This window comes from Tenacibaculum agarivorans (assembly GCF_001936575.1).
GTDB lineage: Bacteria > Bacteroidota > Bacteroidia > Flavobacteriales > Flavobacteriaceae > Polaribacter > Polaribacter agarivorans.
Window position 1 is genome coordinate 28,344 of the sequence record NZ_MSMP01000034.1, and the last position, 23,924, is coordinate 52,267.

The 23,924-nt window shown below is 31.9% G+C and carries 15 protein-coding genes; 11 read left to right on the plus strand and 4 right to left on the minus strand.

Going from position 1 to position 23,924, the window contains the following annotated elements; translation table 11 throughout:
• The first annotated feature begins 30 nt into the window (after nucleotides 1-30).
• On the plus strand, nucleotides 31-534 hold the full coding sequence (locus BVC87_RS19040; protein ID WP_075343995.1) for a hypothetical protein: 504 nt from the start codon (nucleotides 31-33) through the stop codon (nucleotides 532-534).
• A 94-nt stretch (nucleotides 535-628) separates the two neighbouring features.
• Here BVC87_RS19040 and BVC87_RS19045 read toward each other — a convergent pair whose 3' ends face one another.
• The 3 genes from BVC87_RS19045 to meaB all read right to left on the minus strand — a co-directional run bounded on the left by BVC87_RS19045 (nucleotide 629) and on the right by meaB (nucleotide 3,705).
• Entirely contained in the window at nucleotides 629-1,348 is a 720-nt protein-coding gene (locus BVC87_RS19045) for an energy transducer TonB (RefSeq protein ID WP_075343996.1), read from the minus strand.
• 375 nt (nucleotides 1,349-1,723) lie between these two features.
• The gene (locus BVC87_RS19050) at nucleotides 1,724-2,446 is read right to left on the minus strand and encodes an energy transducer TonB (RefSeq protein WP_075343997.1); all 723 of its coding nucleotides are present in this window, start codon (nucleotides 2,444-2,446) and stop codon (nucleotides 1,724-1,726) included.
• Nucleotides 2,447-2,622: 176 nt separating this feature from the next.
• A complete protein-coding gene (meaB, locus tag BVC87_RS19055; protein ID WP_394331644.1) occupies nucleotides 2,623-3,705 on the minus strand; it encodes a methylmalonyl Co-A mutase-associated GTPase MeaB in 1,083 nt (360 codons plus the stop codon).
• A gap of 104 nt (nucleotides 3,706-3,809) precedes the next feature.
• Here meaB and BVC87_RS19060 point away from each other — a divergent pair, with 104 nt between their 5' ends.
• From BVC87_RS19060 to lgt, 6 genes are all read left to right on the plus strand, one after another.
• Complete coding sequence (locus BVC87_RS19060) at nucleotides 3,810-4,370, plus strand: RNA polymerase sigma factor (protein WP_075343998.1); 561 nt, start codon at nucleotides 3,810-3,812, stop codon at nucleotides 4,368-4,370.
• Nucleotides 4,354-4,905 (plus strand): hypothetical protein, encoded by a 552-nt coding sequence (locus BVC87_RS19065; RefSeq protein ID WP_075343999.1) that lies wholly within the window; start codon nucleotides 4,354-4,356, stop codon nucleotides 4,903-4,905. Before BVC87_RS19060 ends, BVC87_RS19065 begins: the two co-directional genes overlap by 17 nt.
• Nucleotides 4,886-5,836 (plus strand): hypothetical protein, encoded by a 951-nt coding sequence (locus BVC87_RS19070; protein ID WP_075344000.1) that lies wholly within the window; start codon nucleotides 4,886-4,888, stop codon nucleotides 5,834-5,836. The genes BVC87_RS19065 and BVC87_RS19070 overlap by 20 nt, the downstream gene beginning before the upstream one ends.
• Nucleotides 5,837-5,930: 94 nt before the next feature.
• Nucleotides 5,931-7,412 carry a cysteine--tRNA ligase gene (gene cysS, locus BVC87_RS19075; RefSeq protein WP_075344001.1) on the plus strand — a complete coding sequence of 494 codons (1,482 nt, stop codon included), beginning with the start codon at nucleotides 5,931-5,933 and terminating at the stop codon, nucleotides 7,410-7,412.
• Nucleotides 7,412-7,657 (plus strand): membrane protein insertion efficiency factor YidD, encoded by a 246-nt coding sequence (gene yidD, locus BVC87_RS19080; protein ID WP_075344002.1) that lies wholly within the window; start codon nucleotides 7,412-7,414, stop codon nucleotides 7,655-7,657. Before cysS ends, yidD begins: the two co-directional genes overlap by 1 nt.
• Before the next feature lie 21 nt (nucleotides 7,658-7,678).
• The gene (gene lgt, locus BVC87_RS19085) at nucleotides 7,679-8,530 is read left to right on the plus strand and encodes a prolipoprotein diacylglyceryl transferase (RefSeq protein ID WP_075344003.1); all 852 of its coding nucleotides are present in this window, start codon (nucleotides 7,679-7,681) and stop codon (nucleotides 8,528-8,530) included.
• Between the two features lie 318 nt (nucleotides 8,531-8,848).
• Here the strand turns inward: lgt and BVC87_RS19090 are convergent, their stop codons facing one another.
• Nucleotides 8,849-9,712 carry a hypothetical protein gene (locus BVC87_RS19090; RefSeq protein ID WP_075344004.1) on the minus strand — a complete coding sequence of 288 codons (864 nt, stop codon included), beginning with the start codon at nucleotides 9,710-9,712 and terminating at the stop codon, nucleotides 8,849-8,851.
• A 172-nt stretch (nucleotides 9,713-9,884) separates the two neighbouring features.
• Here BVC87_RS19090 and BVC87_RS19095 point away from each other — a divergent pair, with 172 nt between their 5' ends.
• From BVC87_RS19095 to BVC87_RS19110, 4 genes are all read left to right on the plus strand, one after another.
• Nucleotides 9,885-11,525 carry a tetratricopeptide repeat protein gene (locus tag BVC87_RS19095; protein WP_075344005.1) on the plus strand — a complete coding sequence of 547 codons (1,641 nt, stop codon included), beginning with the start codon at nucleotides 9,885-9,887 and terminating at the stop codon, nucleotides 11,523-11,525.
• A 228-nt stretch (nucleotides 11,526-11,753) separates the two neighbouring features.
• Nucleotides 11,754-20,969, plus strand: a complete 9,216-nt coding sequence (locus tag BVC87_RS19100; RefSeq protein ID WP_075344006.1) for a BspA family leucine-rich repeat surface protein — start codon at nucleotides 11,754-11,756, stop codon at nucleotides 20,967-20,969.
• Between the two features lie 129 nt (nucleotides 20,970-21,098).
• Nucleotides 21,099-21,272, plus strand: coding sequence for a hypothetical protein (locus BVC87_RS23530; protein ID WP_159439390.1), 174 nt, complete (start codon nucleotides 21,099-21,101; stop codon nucleotides 21,270-21,272).
• A 32-nt stretch (nucleotides 21,273-21,304) separates the two neighbouring features.
• Nucleotides 21,305-23,924: beta strand repeat-containing protein (locus BVC87_RS19110; protein ID WP_143569843.1), on the plus strand; the 2,620-nt coding region annotated here is incomplete at its 3' end.

The window sequence follows — 23,924 nt, forward strand, 5'->3', positions numbered from 1 at the left end:
TGACGTGTAAATTATTAATCAATTTAAAATATGAAAAAAGTTTTTTTAACAATTGCTTTGGTATTATTAGGATTAACAGCTAATGCTCAAAGTTCAAATGACAAAGAGAATGCACAAACACAAAAAGGAAAGTTTATTATTGAAGCAAATACAGGATCTAACACTACTGGAAATACAGGCTTCTATTTAAGGTCATCAAATGGAAGTACATCATTTTCTGTTGGTTTAGACGGAGGTTATTTTGTTATGGATGATTTAGCTCTTAAAGGAGGTCTAGGGTATAATGATGGAAATGAATCTTTTGTATATAAAATAGGAGGAGAGTATTATATCGATGGAAGATTTCCTGTTGGATTAGATTTCACAGGAACGTCAGTGACTGGTGGAAGTGAAAATTGGGTAGGTATTCAAGGAGGATACGCTTATTTCATTGGAAAAAATGTAAGTATTAAACCAACAGTAAGATATAATATTGGTTTAAATGATCAAGATGGGGTTTTTCAAGGTTTAATAGGCTTCGCATTGTACCTTTAATGAAATTTAAAAGTATAAAAGTTTGTTTTAAAAAAAACGACCAACAAATTGTTGGTCGTTCTGTGATCATACGTAAATGTATGTATAAGAGAGTTTAATTATCTTCTAATGAAAAATTGATTGGGAAGCCATATTTCACTGACACTTCTTTACCAGCATTTTTAGCAGGAGTAAACCTTGGTAAATTAGAAACTACTCTAATAGCTTCGTCATTTAAAATTTTTCCACCTTTAGGTCCTAAAGCTTTTACGTTAGTTACATAACCTTCTTTATCAATAATAAAACGAACCCAAACTTTACCTTCTAATTTATTCAATAATGCTTCATTTGGATACTCAAAATGCTTTTGAATGTGATTCATCATTTCAGTATTGAAACACTCAAATTGATCATTTCCATTTTCATTACCACATTCTGGAAAAGCAGGAATAAAATCTACATCATTAAATCTCTGAGCACTTCTTAATTCTTCTCTAGTTAATCTATTAGTTAAAGCTGATAGGTTAGTTTTAATCTTTAAAGATTTAGAGATTGAAGTAGAATTATCAACCGTTGAAATTCCAGCACCATTTAAATCATTAGCATTAGACGCTGCGTTCTTTTTTCTACGTTTTAAAAACCTCTTTTTAGATGCAGATACACTCACACTAATTTGCCTAGTTTTTTTGTTATCTTTTTTATCTATTTTCTTTACAATACATTTAGTGATACTGTTTAAATCTTCAATTGTGTTTTCTTTTGTTTCACAAGTTTGATGTTGTGCGAAACTGTTCGCTGCTAAGCTTAGAAAAACGATATATAGTAGTTTCTTCATAATAGAGGGATTTTACGGTTTATATTATTATGACACTTATTTTGTTAAAAAGTCACTTTTAAATGATTTTGAATTATAAAAGTTCATTAGAAAAGGACTTGAGCCTTATATAAGTACGCATAAGAGCTTGTTACATTACAAATGAAATGAAGTTTTTTATTTTTTTTGAAGCTAAGAGGATAAATATATTAATCACTACGGTGATTGGCTTTTTTGTAAGGTTTATCTGTAAAACGATATAGGAAAGGGAATGGATTTTCCTTTAAAACGTATATTATTACTAGTAACCGAAAAAAAATCGGTTTTAAACTATTGTAAAAACAAAAAACTATCAGAATTATCTGATAGTTTTTATTATTGTATAAATTGTTCCTGTTAGTTATCTTCTAAAGAAAAATTGATAGGAAAACCATATTTTACTGATACAACTTCTCCATCTTTAACTGCTGGAGTAAATTTTGGTAAATTCGAAACTACTCTTATAGCTTCATCATTTAATATCTTACTTCCTTTAGGTCCTAAAGCTTTAATATTAGTGACAAGACCATCTTTATCTATAATAAAACGTACCCAAACATCTCCTTGTAATTTATTTACGATAGCTTCATCAGGATAATAAAAATACTGTTGAATATGTTTCATCATTTCAGTATTGAAACAATCTACTTGTTCACCTGATTTGTCAGTAGCACCACAATCAGGGAAAGCAGGAATATTATCTACATCAGTAAATCGTTTAGCACTTCTTAATTCTTCTTTAGTTAATCTGTTAGTTAAAGCAGACATATTTGTTTTCAATTTAGAAGTGTTATTTATAGAAGTTGTGTTTTCTATACTTGTAATTCCAGCCCCACTTAATTTGTTAGCACTAGATTGCTTTTTTCTCCTCTTTAAAAATCTTTTGTTTGAAGCGGATACCCTTACGCTAATTTGTCTAGACTTTTTATTACCATTGTCTTTAGATTTAACAGTACATTTAGTTATACTGTTCAAATCTTCTATTGTGTGTTCCTCTTTAGTTTCACAAGTTTCCTTTTGCGCGTAACTAGAGAAAGTCGCAGCTACAGTAAAAAATATGCAATAGATTATATTTCTCATATTTCTAGGGATTTAGGATACAATAATATGATTTTTTTTAGTTACCTCCTTTATAACGACATGCATTTAAGAATATTTTATGATATTCTTGAAAACAAAAATTTAATACATGTTCCACATACAAAGTAAGTAAACTTCTCTGATAATTAAAAATTTTATCGATAAGTGGTAGTATTTTATCTTTTAATGGTAAATTTTAATAACTTTTTAGCTGCATTAAAGGGAGTTATCTCTCCGTTAGAAAGGTTTTCCAATTCTAGTTCAAGACTTTTTTTAACACTAGGATTTTTATAAAATTGATTTTTTAACTGTTGATCTATAGTTGTAAATAACCAATGTTTATTTTGCTTGTATCTACGACGATCAAAAAAACCGTCTTTTTTAGCATTACTAATATATTCGGAAATCATTTCATGAATTTCTTTAATACCAGTGTTTTTAATTCCACTTGCTGTCATTACCTTAGGCTGCCAGCCATTTTCTTTAGGAGGATATAAATGTAAAGCTCTATTAAATTCTACTTTAGCAATTTTCGCATTTTTTATATTATCACCGTCTGCCTTATTAATTACTATAGCGTCAGCCATTTCAATGATTCCTCTTTTAATTCCTTGTAACTCATCACCAGCACCAGATAGTTTAAGCAATAAAAAGAAATCGACCATAGCATGCACAGCAGTTTCACTTTGTCCTACACCAACAGTCTCAATAATAATAGTATCAAAACCTGCTGCTTCACAAAGAAGAATACTCTCTTTAGTTTTTTGAGCAACTCCACCGAGAGAAGTACCAGAAGGAGAGGGCCTAATAAATGCATTTTTATCCGTAACTAATTGCTCCATTCTAGTTTTATCACCTAAAATACTTCCCTTGTTAACAGAACTACTTGGGTCTACAGCTAAAACAGCAACTCTTTTCCCAATACTAGTTAAGTATTTTCCAAAACTTTCAATAAAAGTACTTTTACCCACACCTGGAACACCAGTTATTCCTATTCGTACTGATTGATTCGCATAAGGTAGACATGCATTTAAAATTGAATTGGCTTTTTCTTCATGTTTGGTATTTGTACTTTCAATTAATGTTATTGCCCTACTTAAAAAAGTGATATTACCATCAAGTATTTTCGAAACAAATTCTTCAGTTGATACCTGTTTTTTTCTGCTAAGCTTAATCTTTTCAGCAGAAAGTTTGCTTGTAGTTTCAGGCTGTTTTACACCTTCTTTTTCTGATAGATTTGATTTTGAATGCATTGTCATTATATAAGGTATGCTAAATACTATTTGTAAATTTAGAAATAAAAAATTTGACAAAAATGCAACGCGCAATAAAATGCTTCGTCTTTAGGTCAAGAAATCAATAAATGAAACCAACTAAACAGTTACATCAAAAGCTAATAAACTCCTGTAAAAAACAGGATAGAAAAGCACAGTTAGCTTTATATAAGATGTATAGTAAAGGAATGTTGTCGGTAGCAAATAGGTATGTAAACGATCTCTTTTTAGCAGAAGACATTATGCAAGATGCATTTATAAAAGCATTCAAAAATATAAATTCATATAAGCAAGAAGTAGCATTCGGAGCATGGTTAAAGAGAATAGTTATTAATCAAAGTATAGATGAGCTTAAACGAAAGAAGTTAATCACAGTTTCTTTAAAAGAAGAGGTTTATAATGATATTCAAGATGAAGAAACATGGGAAGTTGATGATACTGTAACTGCTAAAATGGTAGTTGAAGCCATACAAAATCAAAAAGAAAAATACAGATTAGTACTTAGTATGTATTTAATTGAAGGATACGATCATCAGGAAATTTCTCAGATTATAGGAATAACCGAAGTAACTTCAAGAACACATTTAATGAGAGGAAAAAAATTAGTTAAAGAATATTTAAAAGTGACAAATTATGCCGAAGGATATTAGAAATTTAATGCGAGATTTTCAAGAAGAAAATGTTGAGCTTTCATATGATCATGAAAGTAAATTTACCGATAAGTTGGATAAAGTATTTATTACTAAGAAAAAGAAATCATTAAAATGGCTTTATGTAGCTGCTTCTTTTGCGTTATTGATTGGTTTTGGAATACGATTTTATCCTGATACTAATAATGAAGATCCATCAGAATCAAAAATTGAACAAATAAATTTAGGAGATATTTCTCCAGAAATGAAAAAAATAGAAAATTACTATTTAACTGCTATTAATTATGAAATAGCCAGTTTAGAAGTTACCTCAGAAAATAAGGCCTTATTAGATGAGTATTTTGAGAAGATTAGCAAATTAGATGCAGATTACAAGAGGTTAAACCAAAAACTTTCAGAAGAGGGTATCAACAGTAAAGTAATTAATGCATTAATAACCAATCTTCAATTACGATTACAACTGTTAATTCAGTTAAAAGATCAAGTTAATGATTTACAACATAAACAGCATAACAATGAACAAGATATCATATAAATATATTTTAGCTTTTGTTTTTGGAGTATTGGTGAGTAATGCTCAAGAAAAAAACTATAAAGAGGAATTTAACGTAAAATCGGATGTAGTAATAGATATTAATACGAGACATTCAGATATTGAAATAGAAACATGGAATAAAGACAAAGTTGTTGTTGAAGCTTACATGATGGTTGAAGGAGTAGAAGTTACAGAAGAGCTCAAAGATCGCTTTTATAATAAATGGGATTTTGATGTTCAAGGAAATAGTAAAAAAATAACAGTAAAATCTAGAACAAATCCTAGTTTTGATTTCCATACATTTAATTTTGATAATCCAGATTATAGTTTCATTATTAATGATTTGTCAGACTATTCCATAGGTAGTTTGGACGTTTTAGATTCTATAGATTTTATAATTCCAGATGTGCCACCTCTTCCTCCGTTACCAGAGTTACCACCATTGCCTCCTTTACCACCACTACCTTCTGAATTTGATTTTAAAGCCTATAAAAAGGATAAGAATTATTTAGAAAAATGGAAGAAGAAAAATAAAGATGTATTAGGAGATAACCCAAGAGTAAGAATAGGTAAGAACTCTATTTCTATAAAAAGTGATGATACGGATATTACAATGTTAAAACAGGAGGGAAAATATCATGAAGAAATCAAAAGAGCAAGAGAAAGTTATAATAAAAAAAGAGAAGAGGCGAGAGAAGAATATAAAATAGCAAGAAAAGAAATGTTGGCCGAACGCAAAGAGAAGTTGAAACTTAGAAAAGAAGAAATAAAGAGAAGATCAGAGAGAAGAAAAAAGGAGAGAAAAGAGATTCAAGATTTATTAAAAAAACGAAGTAAGTCTAAAATAAAAAGATTCATAAAAATAAGAGCACCTAAAAATGCTAAATTTAATATGAATGTTAAATATGGATCTTTAAGTTTTCCTAAGTAAGAAATAAAAGTTAATTAAAATAAAAAACCACTAATACTAGTGGTTTTTTTTTATTTAAACTTATTACCTTTACCTCCTTATAAAGAAATTTCTCATGGAATTATATAAAGAAAATCAACTAAAAATATACAATTCATTATCTAAATCTAAAGAAGTATTTAAAACCGTAACAGAAGGAAGAGTTGGAATGTATGTTTGTGGACCTACAGTGTATAGTAATGTACATTTAGGAAATCTAAGAACATTCATGTCGTTTGATATGGTATTTAGATATCTTTTACACTTAGGATATAAAGTGAGATATGTTCGTAATATCACGGATGCTGGTCATTTAGAAAGTGATGCTGAAGAAGGAGAAGATAAGATTGCAAAAAAAGCACGTTTAGAAGAAATAGAACCGATGGAGGTAGTACAACGTTACACTGTTGATTTTCATGAGGTAACAGCAAAGTATAATTTCTTACCGCCAAGTATTGAGCCAACAGCTACTGGTCATATTGTAGAACAAATTGAAATGATTAAAGAGATCATGGATAAAGGTTTAGCTTATGAAGTAAATGGTTCTGTATATTTCGATGTAATGCAATACAATGAAGAAGGAAATAACTACGGAATTTTATCTGGAAGAAATGTAGAAGATGCAATTCACAATACAAGAGCTCTAGATGGACAATCAGAGAAAAAAAATCCACAAGATTTTGCATTATGGAAAAGAGCTGATGAACGTCATATCATGCGTTGGCCTTCACCTTGGAGTGATGGTTTCCCTGGTTGGCATTTAGAATGTTCTGTAATGAGTTCTAAATATCTTGGAGAACAAATAGATATACACGGAGGGGGAATGGATTTAAAATTCCCTCATCATGAATGTGAAATAGCACAATCTCATGCATGTTCTGGGGTACAACCAGTAAATTATTGGATGCATGCTAATATGTTATTATTGAATGGACAAAAAATGTCTAAATCTACAGGAAATAGTATCTTACCAGATGAGATTTTATCTGGAGATAATACTATTTTGAGTAAGGCTTTTGGAGCAGGAGTAGTTCGTTTTTTTGCAATGCAAGCCCATTATCGTAGTATTTTAGATTTCTCTAATGATGCTTTGTTAGCTTCAGAGAAAGGGTATCATAAATTAATGGAAGCCTTAAGTATTTTACAACAGTTAAAAACATCTAAAGAATCAAGTTTTGATGTTTTAGCTTGGAAGCAGAAGTGTTATGATGCAATGAACGATGATTTTAATACGCCTATTTTAATCGCTCATTTGTTTGAAGCAGTAAAGTTTATCAATCAAGTTAAAGACGATAAAGGAACAATAACTCAAAAAGATTTAGAGTTATTAAGCACAACATTAAATGCTTTTGTTTATGATATCCTTGGTTTAATAAATGATGCTAAAGATCAAGGTTCAGATAAATTAGATGGAGTTGTTGAGCTGTTAATTAAGTTGAGAAAAGAAGCAAGAGATAATAAAGATTGGGCTTTATCAGATCAAATTAGAGATGAATTGGCTGAATTAGGAATCCAACTAAAAGACGGTAGGGAAGGAACAACATTTTCTGTAAACTAATGCTTTTAAAAAAAATATTAATATATCCATTTGTCTTATTGATTCGTTTTTATCAAACGGCAATATCTCCGTTTACACCGGCGACTTGTCGATATTCTCCAACGTGTTCGTCTTATGCTTTGGAGGCTTTAAAAAAACACGGGTTGTTTTATGGCGGTTGGTTAGCAATAAAACGGATTTTTAGTTGTCATCCTTGGGGCGGAAGTGGATATGACCCTGTACCTGAGAAAAAAACAAAAAATTAAAACAAAACTATTTTATTATACATGAATTTTTTAGCAATTACTTGGGATTGGAATCCTGAAATCTTTAACATTGGAGGTTTCAGCGTACGTTGGTACAGTTTAATGTTTGTGATCTCATTTCTGTTAGGGGTACATTTAATGAAGAAAATTTATACTCAAGATGGTATTTCTCATGAAAAAATGGATCCTCTTTTTATGTATACCTTTATATCTATGTTAGTAGGAATGCGTTTAGGAGAAGTATTCTTTTACAGTTGGCCTGATTATCAAGATAACTTATGGAAAATAATTTTACCTTTTGAAAAAAGAGAAGGATCTGAAATGTTATTTGGGTTAGTCAAAGGATGGAAATTTACAGGAATTTCAGGTTTTGCTAGTCATGGAGCCGCTGTGGCAATACCGATAGCTTTATACTTTTATGCAAAAAAGCATTTACAAAAATCGTGGTTATTCATTTTAGACCGAATGGGAATTATGGTAGCCTTAGCAGGTTTCTTTATTAGAATGGGGAACTTTTTCAACTCTGAAATTTATGGGAAGGAAACAGGAACTAGCTTTGGAGTTATTTTCAAAAGAGCAGGAGAGAAGTATCCTTGTCATCCTACACAATTATATGAAGCATTTAGTTACTTAGCTTTGTTCTTTATCTTATGGAGATTGTATTGGAAAACGGATAAAAAACAAAAAGAAGGATATTTATTTGGTGTATTTATGATTGCATTATGGTCTTTACGTTTCTTAATTGAGTTTGTAAAGCAACCACAAGTAGAAGAAAGAGGGCAGTGGGCACTAAATACTGGACAATGGTTAAGCATTCCTTTAATACTAATTGGAGTATGGCTAATGTTACGAAAATCTAAATCAGAAAACTAAGAGTATAACTTAGTATTCATATAACGAATAAAAAGTTTGAAGTCAGAAATATGTAAATAATAATGACTTCAAACTTTTGTAGTTTAAAACGAAGAAGTAATCTATTAATTTAACGTGAATTCGATGTAACTAAAAGGTGTCAGTTCGAGTGTCCCGATGACTATAGGGATGTATCGAGAACAACCTTTTAGTGATCAAAATGGCCTTTCTCGATAGCTCTGCTTAACTTGATTCAGTACGATTTTCTATCGAAAATCACTCGAATTGACAATTTTGGTAATTTTAAATTTTTATATTGAACTCAGGTTAACTAACATGTTAAACTTCCGATTGTCCGATCACTTCAAAATCAGCAGTAGCAATTACGTTTTCATTTAGAACAGCCTCACAGTAAATTTGTGCTGTAGTTTCATTCATACTTTTGAGCTTACCTCTAAATGTTAGATATTCTCCATGAAAAATTAACTTTTTAGCTTTTATGTCAGCGCTTAAAACAATTACTTTTGAAAACCTTGAATTTTTAGATAGAAATAACTCCATCCCAATTTCACCTAATAAATTCCCTACAATAGCAACAGGTAAAGCAGGATAGTTTTCAAAATGACCTTCACATTCACTAGGTGAAATTGTTCCATATACTCCAGTAATTTGATCTCGCTGAATTCTAATGTCTTTTAACTTTCTTCTTTGTTTATATGGACTAATATTATTCACAATCTTTGTAGGATAGTAATGTGAATTAAAGAGTTTAGAGAATATAGTTTCCTGAAGAATCTGGTATTCGATAGTAGCTTGGTAGATAATTTGGTTATTACTGAAAATTGTACCTTCAATTGCTCCTTTTCGTTTATCGATAGTAATAATATTAGCTTTTACATCTAAAATATTAGTGTTTCCTGTAGTTAAATTTTGACGAGTAATCTTAGCACTTGTCGCTAAATAATAGTTTTTAGTGCGTTTTTTTTGTGATAAAAGTATAGAGCCTAAAATAGCTAAATGTCTTCCTGCTTCAGAGCAAATAACAGGACCTTTTTCATTACCTTGAACATATTCATTTTGAACTTTTGCAGAAATTTTATCACCTTCAACGTAAAAATCAAATAATAAGTTATAAGGGAATTCTACCATAATATAATCGGTAAACCCTTTTGTTTGTGTGAATTCTTGAGTGTGGAGATACATTTTTAAATATTTTAATAGTGGTATATTTTCAAAACTAATAGCTAATCTATATTTTTCTTTAAATGATGAGGTTGCATAAAGGTGTCAAAGACGTTTCATTTAGGTTGCAAGTAATTTCTAATATTGTATTTTTGTTTGTTTTTAATCACTAATCAAAGCTTTTAAAACCTCTGTGAAAACCAAACTAACTTGTATTTTTCTATTACTACAGTTTGCTACAGTTTTGGCTCAAAAACAAGATAGTTTATTAACTGTATTAAAAGATAATATAGACAAGTCAACATCAGATTCATCGCGTATTTACAGTAAAATAGAGTTTGTAAAGCAAGCCTATAAATTTGATGTTGATACTTCTCGGGTTATTTTGAATGAAGTTTTTGATTTTTTACATAAAGAATCTGAAGGTAATACATACTATACAGCAAGTAAAGTTACGGCACTTAATTATAAAGGAATTTTAGATGTTAAACAAGATAAATTAGAAGAAGGACTAGGGTGCTATTTACAAGCTTTGGATTTAAGTGAAAAAATCAAAGATTCAGTAGGTATGTGGCTATCGCTACATAATCTCGCTATGTTTTTTAGAAAACAGCGAGAGTTTGAAAAATCAAAAGACTATTTCCACAAGGCAATTGGGTTAAAAAAAAGTATTGATGATGTGGAAAAATTGGCTTTAACTTACCATATGTTAGGAGTCACTTATTATGAAAATAAGAAGTTAGATTCTGCAATATATTATATCAATAAAACAAAAGCATTGCCTTGTCTTGCCATCAGAAAAACAAAAGCAAATGCAACTTTAGCAGGTGTGTATTATTCACAAAAAAAATATGATCAATCTATAGCAATTTACAAAGAGAATATTAAAATACTTAAAGGAACTGTAGAACAAAATGAATTATCCGTAGGGTATTTAAATGTTGCTGTTTTATTGAATGTTCTTAAAGAATATGATAAAGCATTACCGTATTTAGATAGTGCAATTACAGTTGCAAAAAAAATGCAACGAAAAGATTTATTGTTAAAACAATATTCTAGTAGAAGTAATTTAAATGAAACTAGAAAAGATTATAAACAAGCCCTATCTGATTATCGAATAGCCATGGCATATCATGATAGTATTAATGATATTGAAAAAGCTAAGAGAGTTACAGCATTAGCATTAAACTATAAATTTGATAAAGAGAAAATAATAGATGCATTACGATTAGAGAATGAAAGATCAAAAAAGAAGCTATACCTCTTAGCTTTAATTTGTATCGTTATATTGAGTGGTATTATTTTATGGTTATTTAGAAAAAATGCAAAACAACAGATTCATTTAACTCAAACTCGTTTACAACAGAGAGAATTAGAAAAAGTAAAAGCAGAATTGTCGTTAGTCACTAAAGAAAAAGAACTGAAAAATGCTGTAGTTGAAAATTCTATCAAGCAAGAAATATTTAAGAAAACGCTGAATGATATTAAAACAATTTTAAAACTTGAAAGCGAGCAAGATCGAAAAAAAGGATTACATTCACTTACCGCTTCCTTACTATCAGAAAAGGTAGTCACGAATTCCGACCTAAAGTCATATTTGGACAAAGTTAGTTTTGATTTTAAAGTAAAATTAGATACTAAATTTCCTCAATTGAATGAAAGAGAAAAAGAGATTCTTTGTTTAATGACTTTAGAGTTGAACACCAACGAGATTAGTAAATTACAAAACTCGTCAATTTCAGCAGTAAAATCTTCTCGATCTCGTATTCGAAAAAAAATTGGAGTTACTTCAAAAGAAGATATCATCACCTTTGTAAAAAACACTCATTTATAGGTTTTTATAGTAGGTGAAACCCAAATGCTACCCTAGTTAAAACCCTTCTCTTAAAAGTCTTTTTTAGTTTTGTAAACTGATTAAGAGTTGTAATAATGTCCCATTTTTGTCTGGAATATTATTACTGAAAAATAGAAATCTATGTGTTTCTTTGAACTCGAATTCGAACCATGTAATATAGAATTTTAAAACAACAAAACAGAGTAATACACTAACCCCTCACATGATATGAAAAAATGTTACTATCTATTATTATGTATCTTTCTTTTTTCGGGAATAGCACAAGCGCAATTCGTTTTTAAAGTTGAAACGACTACGCCTAATGAAACTTTTACTATTCCAACAAAACCTGGAGAGACTTATGCTTACCAAGTAAATTACACCAGAGCATCTGGAGAATTACCGAGATTTGAGAATGCAAGTGGAAATAAAACGCTAACTTTTGTTGATCCTGGTGTACACACTGTAAGTATTGATAGAATAGCTGGCGATTTTTTTACAGTAACTCCTTTTCCTGCAATTTATTTTAATAATACAGGAGACAAAGACAAGATTGTTTCTATCGAACAGTGGGGAAACAATAAATGGGTAACTATGGATAGCGCTTTTGAAGGTTGTAGCAATTTAAAAATTAAAGCAACAGACGCTCCAGATTTATCCTCGGTAACTAGCATGGTCAGAATGTTTAGTAGATGTTTCTCTTTGGAAGCTCCAGATCTTTCAGGATGGAATGTGAGTTCAGTAGTTAGTATGCAATTCGCATTTAATCAAGCTACAGCTTTTAACGGGAATATTTCTAATTGGAATGTAGGTAAGGTAACAAACTTTACTGCAATGTTTCTTGATGCTGATGCCCTTAATCAAGATTTAAATGGATGGAATATTGGCGAAAATGTTACTGGAACAATTAATATGCATGACATGTTTTGGGGAACTCAGGAATTTAATGGAAACATTTCCAATTGGGATGTTTCTAAAGTACGCGATATGGGATCTATGTTTTTTGCTGCTAGAAACTTCAATCAAAATTTAGGGAATTGGAACCTGACAAGTGTAACTACTATGGACAATATGTTAACTAGTTCAGATTTATCTATCCAAAATTACGATAATACATTAATAGGTTGGAGTAATAATAGTAATACTCCTGATGGAATTTCTATTGGGGTGAGTTCTTTATCTTTCTGTAAGTCTATAGATGAAAGAAAAAAGTTAGATGTTGATAAAAATTGGACATTTACTGGCGATACTTTAGATTGTCTTGAAGAAGATAAATTTATTACTACATGGAAAACAAATGCAGCTGGTGTTTCAGGTGCTGATGCAAAACGAATAGTTATACCAACAGTTGGTGGATATGATTATTATTATGCTGTAGACTGGGGAGATGGAACAATTACAAGTAATCATACAGGGAATGCAACACATAATTATGCGATTGCTGGAACCTACCAAGTAAAAATTTATGGTGATTTTCCAGCTATTTCTTCCAATACAAGTACTTCTAGGATGGAACGAAAAATACAATCAATTGATCAATGGGGGAGTTCAAAATGGTTGACTATGAAAGATGCATTTAGAGAATGTTCTAATTTAGATGTATTAGCTACAGATATCCCAGATGTATCAGAAGTTACTGATATGTCAGCTATGTTTTTTGATTGTGTGAACTTAGGAGTTTCTGGAACATTAGATTTTTCTGGTTGGGATACGAGTTCTGTTACTACTATGAAAAGGATGTTTTTCCAGGTAGGTAGTTTTACTGGTGCTAGTATTGGAAATTGGGATGTAGGTATGGTTACTGATTTTAATAGCATGTTCAGTAATACTCCAGTTTTTAATGAAAATTTAAATAATTGGAATGTTGGACAGTTTGTTACAGGAGCTATAGATATGGGATCAATGTTTCAAGGAGCTTTTAAATTCAATTCTCCTCTAGATAATTGGGATGTAAGTAAAGTAGTAAATTTTATACAAACTTTTCTCGGAGCAACAGACTTTAATCAGGATTTGGGGAGTTGGGATATTTCAAGTGGTTCTGATTTTGCAGCAATGTTGAATTTTAGTGGTTTGTCTTCGGAAAATTATGATAAAACTTTAGAAGGTTGGGGAACTTTATCTGCTGGAGAGACTGTTATTCCAACCAATAAAGAGTTGGGAGCAGTGAATTTAAGATATGCTGATCCAGTACATAGAGAAAGATTGGTAAATAATTACTCGTGGACATTTGACGGAGATGCTTATGGTGGAATCGAAGAAGAAAAATTTATTACTACTTGGACGGTTTCTGGTGGAGATTTAAGTATTCCTATTTATATGCTAGGAACCTCAAACGACTATACTGTAGATTGGGGAGATGGAACTATTGAAAGTGATTTTACAGGCGATACTACACATACCTATGCAACAGCAGGAACATATACTGTAAAAATATATGGTGATTTTTCTCAATTATACTTCTTTAATAGAGCTGGAAAAGAAAAATTAATAACTATTGAGCAATGGGGAACAAACAAATGGACAGGTTTAGATTTTTCATTCTACGGATGTTCTAATTTAGAGTTAAATACAGATGATGTACCTGATTTATCAGAAGCTACATCGCTTGGGTTTGCTTTTCAAAATGCTTCCTCATTTACAGATGCTAAAGACAAGTTAAAAGATTGGAACGTAAGTACGATCACTGATTTCGCAGGTATGTTTCAAGGAACTGCTTTTAACCGAAATATTAGTGGATGGAATATGCAAGCCGCTGATAATATTAGTCTAATGTTTTATCAGAATACTGTGTTTAATCAGCCTATCGGAAGTTGGACATTTAATAACTTAACAAAATGTGAAGGAGTATTTTGGGAAGCAACTAGTTTTAACCAAGATCTTTCTAATTGGGATGTAAGTAAGGTTACTATATTTAATTTAATGTTTAGTGGAGCTACATCTTTTGACCAGAGTTTAGCTAGTTGGGACATTGGTGCTGCACAGGGAGCAGGGTTACTTGGAATGGGACAAATGTTTGAAAACTCAAGCTTAGGTCCAGACAATTATTATGCAACTTTATCAGGTTGGGCAACTTTAGATCCTGGCGAAACTCAAGTTCCTAGAGATATTACTTTCGATGGAGGAAATAGTACTTATTGTATTGGAGCTAGTCTTAAACAAAGTTTAATAAATAATTTTAAATGGATCATTACCGATGGTGGTTTAGTTTGTGAAGAAAAAGATAAATTTATTACTACTTGGCAAACTACTGGAAATAATGAAGAAATTCAAATACGTACAACAGGAAGTGGTTCTCGATTTAGTATAGATTGGGGAGATGGTATTATTACTCCAGAAGGAGGATTAGATAGGCATACCTATGCCACTCCAGGTATTTACACAGTAAAAATATCGGGAGCAATTGGAAATCTGTATGCTAATAATCAAAGTATAAGTAGAAAAATGTTATCTGTTGAACAATGGGGAGCATCTAAATTTACTTCTTTTAGGAGAGCTTTTTATGGAGTAAATAAATTAGTTATTAATGCTACGGATATTCCAGATTTATCGAATGTTACTACTATGATTGAAGCCTTTAAAAATTGTAGTGTATTAGTCGACCATGGAGGACAAATGCAAAATTGGAATGTCAGTAATGTTCAAGATTTCACCGAAGCTTTTAGAGGAGCAAGCCTTTTTGATATTAGCTTAGAAAACTGGGATTTAAGCAGTGCCACAACGCTTACAAGAATGTTAAATGGTACAAACTTAAGTACTGGTAATTATGATGCAACATTGCAAGGTTGGGCTGATAATTCAAATACTCCAAATGATATACAGTTGGGAGCTTCTGGAGTACAATACTGTTTTGCAGAAGCAGCAAGAACAAAGCTTGATGTTGACAAAAATTGGGGAGTTAGTGATGGCGGATTAGGATGCTCAAGTACAGATTTTTTTATCACCACTTGGCAAACAACTTCAGCTAATGAAAGTATTACAATTCCTACTACAGGTTCTGGCTATAACTATACAGTAGATTGGGGTGATGGATCTTTTGATACCAATATGACAGGAAATGCATCACATGTATATGCAACAGCAGGAATACACAGAGTAAAAATTTCTGGAAATTTTCCTAGAATATATTTCAATAATTTAGGAGATAAGAATAAAATTACCTCGATAGATCAGTGGGGATCGCAACAATGGACAAGTATGGAAAGTGCATTTTATGGATGTTCTAATTTAGAACTAAACGTAAGTGACTCACCAGATTTAAGTTCAGTTACTTCTATGGAAAGAATGTTCATGGGAACAACAAATATTGTAGATAATGAAGCATCTATGAACTCATGGAATACAAGTACTATTACGAATATGGCTAATATGTTTGCCAATTCAATTTTTGATTTTAATATCAGTAGTTGGAATGTTGGCAATGTAACAAACTTCTTTAGAATGTTTGATGGAAATACTGCTTTTAATCAAAATATTACAGGTTGGAATATAGGTGAAAATGTAACTGGTACAATCAATATGTCAGTAATGTTTAAGGACACTAATAATTTCAATCAACCTATTGGTAATTGGGACGTGAGTAAAGTAACAAGCATGAATGGAATGTTCCAAGGAGCTAAAAAATTCAATCAATCATTAGCAAATTGGAATGTAAGTAATGTTACTGAATTCATAAGCATGTTTGAAGATGCAGAAATGTTCAATCAAAGTTTAGGGGATTGGGATATTAGTAGTGCCACTAAGATGAATGATATGCTTAAAAACTCAGTAGTATCGACAAACAATTATGATACTACTTTAATAGGCTGGGCTAATTTAGAAGTAGGAGAGACAAAAATTCCTACAGGTGTTACTTTTAATGCGAATACAATTCAATATTGTTTAGGAGAAACTGATAGAAATAAATTAACGAATTCTCCATATAACTGGAACATTACTGATGGGGGCACAAATTGTTCGGATGATTTTTTCATAACGACATGGCAAACTACTTCAGCTAATGAAAACATAACAATTCCAACTACAGGAACAGGATACAATTATGCTGTAGATTGGGGAGATGGAATTGTTGAATTAGGATTTACAGGTGATACTGTACATACTTATGCAACAGCAGGAACTTATACTGTTAGAATCAAAGGAGATTTTCCAAGAATTTACTTTGGAGGTTCTACTTTAGCAAATGCACAACTAATTCAGTCTATTGAACAGTGGGGAACACAGAAATGGAACTCAATGGAAGAAGCGTTTAAAAATTGTGGCTCCCTAAAAATTGAAGCAACAGATATTCCTGATCTTAGTGATGTGTCATCTATGGTAAGCATGTTTGAAAATGGATCTTGTATAGATAATGGAGGTAATTTAGGAACTTGGAATACAAGTACGATTACATTAATGGATAGTATGTTCCGTAATGCTACTATGGAAGAAGACATCAATTCATGGGATGTAAGCTCGCTAAAAAGTATGAATTATATGTTTACTGGCTGTGAAGATTTCAATAGTCCTTTGAATCAATGGAATACAATTAACCTAGAATCTGCCATAGAAGCTTTTTCAGACACAAAAACTTTTAACCAAAACTTAGGAGATTGGAACATTAGTAATGTGACCGACTTTACAGATATATTTAGAGGAACTTCAGGGTTCTCTGATGAAAACTATGATAAGACATTAATAGGATGGGCAAACCTTGAAAGCGGAGAAACTTTAAGTTTAAATGTTTCTTTAGGAGCAGGTAATACTAAATATTGTTTAGCTACATCGGCTAGGAATATATTGATATCACCACCTTATAATTGGACAATAATAGATGGCGGTAATGCTTGTAACTCAACAGACTTTTTTATTACCACATGGCAAACTACTACAGATAATGAAATGATTATTATACCTACAACTGGAACAGGATATAATTACTCAGTTGATTGGGGAGATGGAAAAGTAACTTCTGAAGAAACTGGAAATGCAAGTCATGAATATGCAACCGCAGGAACATACACTGTAAGAATAAATGGTGATTTTCCACAAATTCATTTTTTTGGAGGTGGCAGCAACAATAGTATTCAATCTATAGATCAATGGGGTGCACAGGTATGGAGAAATATGAATGGAGCTTTTTTCCGTTGTAGTAACCTTGTAATTAATGCTACCGATATACCCAACCTTAGCAATGTTACTGATTTTAATCAAACTTTTGTAGAAACTACATCTCTTACAGATAATGGGGGTAAAATGAAAGATTGGGATGTTAGTAATATTACTTCAATGTCAAATACTTTTTCCAGATCTGGATTTAATGAAAATATTAATGATTGGAATGTTAGTAACGTCACTAATTTTTCAAGGATGTTCCAAGATAATCGAAGTTTTAATCAGCCTCTAGATCAATGGATATTTAATCAAGAATCAAGCGCTCAAATTAATGCACTGAATATGTTTTTCGGAGCTAGTGCCTTTGACCAAGATATCAGCGGGTGGAATACGAGTAAGTTTACAGTAATGACCAATATGTTCCGTAATGCACTAGCTTTTGATAGAGATGTAAGCAACTGGGACATTAGTAATGCGACTGACGTATCAAACATGTTTACAGGTTCAGGATTTTCTCAAGCTAACTATGATAATTTATTAATTGCATGGTCAACCTTAGAAGGAGGTGAAACACGAATCCCAACAGGTTTGACTTTAGATACAGATACTACATATTGTTTTGGTGCAGACGCTAGAGATGTATTAACCTCAGCTCCATATAACTGGATAATTAATGATGGAGGAGCATCTTGTACAGATACTGACTTTTTTATCACAACTTGGCAAACTACCACAGATAATGAAAGTATAACCATTCCAACCATTGGAGCTAATTATAATTATACAGTAGATTGGGGAGATGGAACTATTGAAGGGGGCTACACAGGAAACGCCACTCACGAGTATACTACTTCAGGAACATATACAGTTAAAATTACAGGAGATTTCCCAAGAATACATTTTGATAGTGGAAGTAATGCTTCGCAAATACAATCTGTTGAGCAATGGGGAACACAAGTGTGGACTTCAATGGAAGATGCTTTTAGAGGTTGTTCTAATTTGGTCATTAATGCTACTGATAGTCCAGATTTATCAAATGTAACCAATATGAGCTATATGTTTAGTGGCTGTGATAGTATAGGTTCTGCTGATTTTTCAGGATGGAATACTTCTAATGTAACCAATATGCGTTCTCTATTCGCTTTTTCTAGGTTTAATGGAAATATAAGCACATGGAATGTAGGTAAAGTTTCTAGTTTTAATGGTTTATTTGAAAATAGTACTCGATTTAATCAGGATATTTCTCAATGGAATATCGGAGAATTTGTTACTGGTTTTATTGACATGGCAGAAATGTTTAGATCTGCTAATAGGTTTAATCAGTCATTAAACAATTGGGATGTTAGTAAAGTAGATAGAATGCATTTTATGTTTCAAAGAGCGTCGAGATATAATCAACCAATGAATAATTGGGATGTTTCTAATGTACTCTTTATGAATGAAATGTTTGATAGAGCTTTAAATTTCAATCAAGATTTATCTTCTTGGGATATTAGTAGTAATTCTACAATGGTAAATATGCTTACTGATACATCAATATCTCAAGAAAATTATGATGCTACATTAATTGGCTGGGCAACACTAGAAACAGGAGAAACTCAAATTCCTACAAATATAACTTTGAATGCTAATGCTACGTTTTGCTTAAGTGAAAGTGCAAGAAATACATTATCATCAGCTCCATTTAATTGGAATATTACTGATGGAGGAAAAGATTGTAGTAATGTCGCATTTTGGTCAGGAAATACAAATGCTTCTTGGACAGAAACAACAAACTGGTCTGATAATACATTACCATTAACTACAAATGATGTTGTTGTTCCTGATGTAACAAACCAACCTGTTATTGGTTCAGGTATTACAGCAGAAATGAATAATTTAACCATTGAGACATTAGCAGATTTTGATATTTCAGATAATGGAGCTGTTGTTGTTAATGGAAATTTAACTGCCAATGAAACTATTGGTATTACTTCTTCAGTGAATACCAGCGGAACCTTAATTGTAAAAGGAACTGCTAATGGAATGGTAACTTTTGAACGTTCAGGTTTAGAAGCGAACAAATGGAGTATTGTCACAGCCCCAGTTTCAGGTCAGAGTATTAAAGAGTTTATTGAAAATGCAGCAAATGATATTCGAGTGAATACAACAGTTACACCAAATCGTTATGCAGTGGCGTATTATGATGATAGTAATGTAGATGGTTCAAAATGGGTGTATTATACAGCTGATGATATTGCAACGAATACCTTAACTTTTGAAAAAGGTAAAAGTTATATCGTATCTAGAGCTACTAGTGGTTCAATAACATTTACAGGAAGTTTAACAACAGCAGATGAATCTATATCAGTAAATGCAAACCAATGGAATGCAGTTGGTAATCCGTATACTGCGTATTTACCTATAAATAATAATGCTAACAATAACTTTATTCAGGAAAATTTAAGCAAGTTTGATCCTATATATGTTGGAGTTTATGTTTGGGATAGTTCTCAAAATAAATATGTAGCGAAGACTTTAGTTGATGCAAGTACATCATTAACTGTAGGACAAGGTTTCTTTGTAAAAACAGGAACTGGAGTTTCGTCAATAAACTTTAAAGAAAATCAACGTTTATCAGATGCTACTGGAGTTCAGACTTTTTCAAGAGAAATAAACTCAGAAGTTTCAAGCATACAAGTTATAGCGAAACAAGATGAAGTTGAAGTGGAGACTAATATCAAATATGATTCAAATGCAACCAAAGGTTTAGATCCTGGTTATGATATAGGTAATTTTAACGGAGCCACTTTTGATGTATTTACATATTTGGTAGAGAATTCAGAAGAGAAAAACTTTACCATACAATCTTTACCGAATTCAGCATTGAATGAAACGGTTATACCATTAGGAATTCATTCTGAAGCAAATAAAACTATTGAACTTTCAGTAAAAACTAATGATTTGCCTTCTGGAACAAAAATTTATTTAGAAGATAAATCAACAGGTGATTTTATGGAATTAGATGAGAATAATACATATAGTTTTAAAACGGATGTTGAATTATCAGGAGTTGGAAGATTTTATATACACACGAAATCATTGGTTTTAGATGTGAAAGCTGAGGTAGTAGATACTAGTGTTATTACCATGTTTAAATCAGGTAAAGAAGAAGTAACCATTACAGGATTACCAATAGGAGAAGAGGTAAGTGTAGCATTATTTTCGATAGTGGGAAGTCAAGTTTATAATGAAAGTTTCACAGCTACAGAACGATTGCAAATAACACCTCAAACTTTAGAAACGGGCGTATATATTGTCAGATTAACTACAGAAAACAGAACAGTTACCAAGAAAATACTATTTGATAAATAACAAAGATTGCGTCATTACGAAGTGTTGCCTGAGGTACTCGAAGGCAATACTGAAGTAATCTGTACTTTGAATAGTGAGATTACTTCGTCGTTACCACTCCTCGTAATGACGGATTCAATTTACTATAAAATGAAGAAATTAAATCCAATCGAACATAAAGAAGAGATAACCAGAAAAGAAGCTTTACAAAAAATAGGAAATTACGGAAAATTTACAGCGTTAACAGCTTTAGGAACTTATCTAATTCTTAATCCCCAAAAAGCACAAGCAGCAAGCCCTGAACAACCGGGTAATGGATTTTAAATAAAAAATTATAATAACCTAAAATACCCCTCATGAAAAAACAATTACAACTTGGCACATTGTTCTTTATATTAATGATATCTAGTATAAGAGCACAAACCAACAATCAAATTAATGGAGCCGCGGTAACACCCGAACAAAATATTGGTAGAGGTACTCCCGCTCCTTACGACAAATCAATATATTATGAACCAGGTTCTCAAATTACTGGCGCAGATTGGAATGTAATCTTTGGACCAGGTGCAGGATCATTTTTAACCTCTAGTAGATATAATATTTTAATTGGAGGAATGGCGGGAGCCAGTTTTGATTCTAGCGATAACTATAATATTGTATTAGGAGCTTTCGCTGCAGATCAAACAACCAATAGTTTTGATAATGTATACATAGGGAGTTTTGTGGCCAGATATAATAGCGGAGGTGATAATGTGATTATAGGAAAAGAAGCAGGTTTGAACTTAGAATCAGGAGCTGATAATACAATTATTGGAGAAGAAGCAGGTGAAGAATTAACTACCGGAGATCGTAATGTATTTATAGGAGAAGATACGGGTAAGAATACAACTACAGGTTCTAATAACGTTTTTATAGGGCAATTAGCAGGACTTAATAACACAACATCTTGGGGGAATACATTTGTAGGAGGACAGTCAAGTTCAGGCACGCCTTTAGCATTGGATAATATAGATAATGCATACAATATAACTTCAGTAGGAGCTGCGAGTGGGTATGATAATACCACTGGAATAGGAAATGCATTTTTTGGAGCAGGTTCAGGTCAAGACAATGTCACTGGTAATGCAAATACGTTTATAGGTTATGATGCAGGTGCAAATAGTACAAATTCTACAGGAAATACATTTGTAGGGTATGGAGCTGGTCATGATAATAACCGAGCAAGAGGGACAAATGATTCCAATAGAAATACCTATGTAGGAGCGGTAACTGGAGGAACAAATAGGATAGGTTCTGATAATGTTGGAGTAGGATGGAATGCAGATTTTGTAGAAGTAGGGCGATCAGGAAGTAATAGAAATGAACGTAATGTCTTTATGGGGAGTTCAATAAAAGTTCAAGGGAGTGAAAAAGTAGTACTGGGATACGACGCAGAATCCATAGGGAATAATACAGGAGGAATTGTTATTGGAGCGTTTAGTTCTGTCAATAAAAATTATGCTATTGCTTTAGGACATAATGTAGATGTAACGACAGCAAATACTATGGCTTTAGGTGGTAATACAACAACTAATAGAGTAAGTGTAGGTATTGGTACAGTTGCAGCAAATCAAAATGCATCATTAGAGTTAGCAGATACTGATAAAGGTTTTTTAGTAAACAGATTAACTACAGCTCAACGAATTGCTATGGAAACTGCAGCGGCTAGTGGAAATGCTTTAACCACTACAGATGCAGGTTTACAAGTATACGATACAGATTTAAGTGCTCTTTTTGTTTGGAATGGAACAGCATGGATAAGTACAACTTCATCAGGTTCGGATGATCAAAAAGTAGATATCTTTCAAATTACAGATAATAAGATTGAATTATCCTTAGAAAGTGACGGAGAAGCTGTAAAAACAGTTGATTTATCAAGCTATTTAGATAATACCGATAGTCAAGAGTTAGCTTTTTCTTCTAACGAATTGAGTATTTCAGGAAGCACAAAAACTATTGATTTATCAGGCTATTTGGATAATACGGATAATCAAGATTTAGGCTTATTGGGAAATACCTTGAGTTTATCGAATGACGCTACTTCAGTTGATTTAGGAAAATATCTAGATAATACGGATAGTCAGGAATTGGATTTTTCTTCTAACGAATTGAGTATTTCAGGAAGCACAAAAACTATTGATTTATCAGGCTATTTGGATAATACGGATAATCAAGATTTAGGCTTGTCAGGTAACACCTTGAGTTTATCAAACGATGCTACTTCAGTTGATTTGGTTAAATACTTAGACAATACGGATAGTCAGGAATTGGATTTTTCTTCTAACGAATTGAGTATTTCAGGAAGCACAAAAACTATTGATTTATCAGGCTATTTGGATAATACGGATAATCAAGATTTAGGCTTATCAGGTAATACCTTGAGTTTATCGAATGATGCTACTTCAGTTGATTTAGGAAAATATCTAGATAATACTGATAGTCAAGAATTAGATTTTTCTTCTAATGAATTAAGTATTTCAGGCAGTACTAAAAAAATCGATTTATCAGGCTATTTGGATAATACAGATAATCAGGATTTAGGCTTATCAGGCAATACCTTAAGTTTATCGAATGATGCTACTTCAGTTGATTTAGGAAAATATCTAGATAATACCGATAGTCAAGAATTAGATTTTTCTTCTAACGAATTGAGTATTTCAGGAGGCACAAAAACTATTGATTTGTCAGGCTATTTGGATAATACCGATAATCAGGATTTAGGCTTGTCAGGCAACACTTTGAGTTTATCCAATGACGCTACTTCAGTTGATTTAGGAAAATATCTAGATAATACCGATAGTCAAGAATTAGATTTTTCTTCTAACGAATTGAGTATTTCAGGAGGCACAAAAACTATTGATTTGTCAGGCTATTTGGATAATACAGATAATCAGGATTTAGGCTTGTCAGGCAACACCTTGAGTTTAAGTAACGATG

Bases quoted from the DNA above. Each gene is read 5' to 3' on its own strand.
- BVC87_RS19045 (WP_075343996.1), bottom strand. From the start codon at position 1,348: ATGAAGAAACTACTATATATCGTTTTTCTAAGCTTAGCAGCGAACAGT.
- BVC87_RS19060 (WP_075343998.1), top strand. From the start codon at position 3,810: ATGAAACCAACTAAACAGTTACATCAAAAGCTAATAAACTCCTGTAAA.
- BVC87_RS19070 (WP_075344000.1), top strand. From the start codon at position 4,886: ATGAACAAGATATCATATAAATATATTTTAGCTTTTGTTTTTGGAGTA.
- yidD (WP_075344002.1), top strand. From the start codon at position 7,412: ATGCTTTTAAAAAAAATATTAATATATCCATTTGTCTTATTGATTCGT.
- BVC87_RS23530 (WP_159439390.1), top strand. From the start codon at position 21,099: ATGAAGAAATTAAATCCAATCGAACATAAAGAAGAGATAACCAGAAAA.
- meaB (WP_394331644.1), bottom strand. From the start codon at position 3,705: ATGACAATGCATTCAAAATCAAATCTATCAGAAAAAGAAGGTGTAAAA.
- BVC87_RS19040 (WP_075343995.1), top strand. From the start codon at position 31: ATGAAAAAAGTTTTTTTAACAATTGCTTTGGTATTATTAGGATTAACA.
- BVC87_RS19050 (WP_075343997.1), bottom strand. From the start codon at position 2,446: ATGAGAAATATAATCTATTGCATATTTTTTACTGTAGCTGCGACTTTC.
- cysS (WP_075344001.1), top strand. From the start codon at position 5,931: ATGGAATTATATAAAGAAAATCAACTAAAAATATACAATTCATTATCT.
- lgt (WP_075344003.1), top strand. From the start codon at position 7,679: ATGAATTTTTTAGCAATTACTTGGGATTGGAATCCTGAAATCTTTAAC.
- BVC87_RS19090 (WP_075344004.1), bottom strand. From the start codon at position 9,712: ATGTATCTCCACACTCAAGAATTCACACAAACAAAAGGGTTTACCGAT.
- BVC87_RS19065 (WP_075343999.1), top strand. From the start codon at position 4,354: ATGCCGAAGGATATTAGAAATTTAATGCGAGATTTTCAAGAAGAAAAT.
- BVC87_RS19100 (WP_075344006.1), top strand. From the start codon at position 11,754: ATGAAAAAATGTTACTATCTATTATTATGTATCTTTCTTTTTTCGGGA.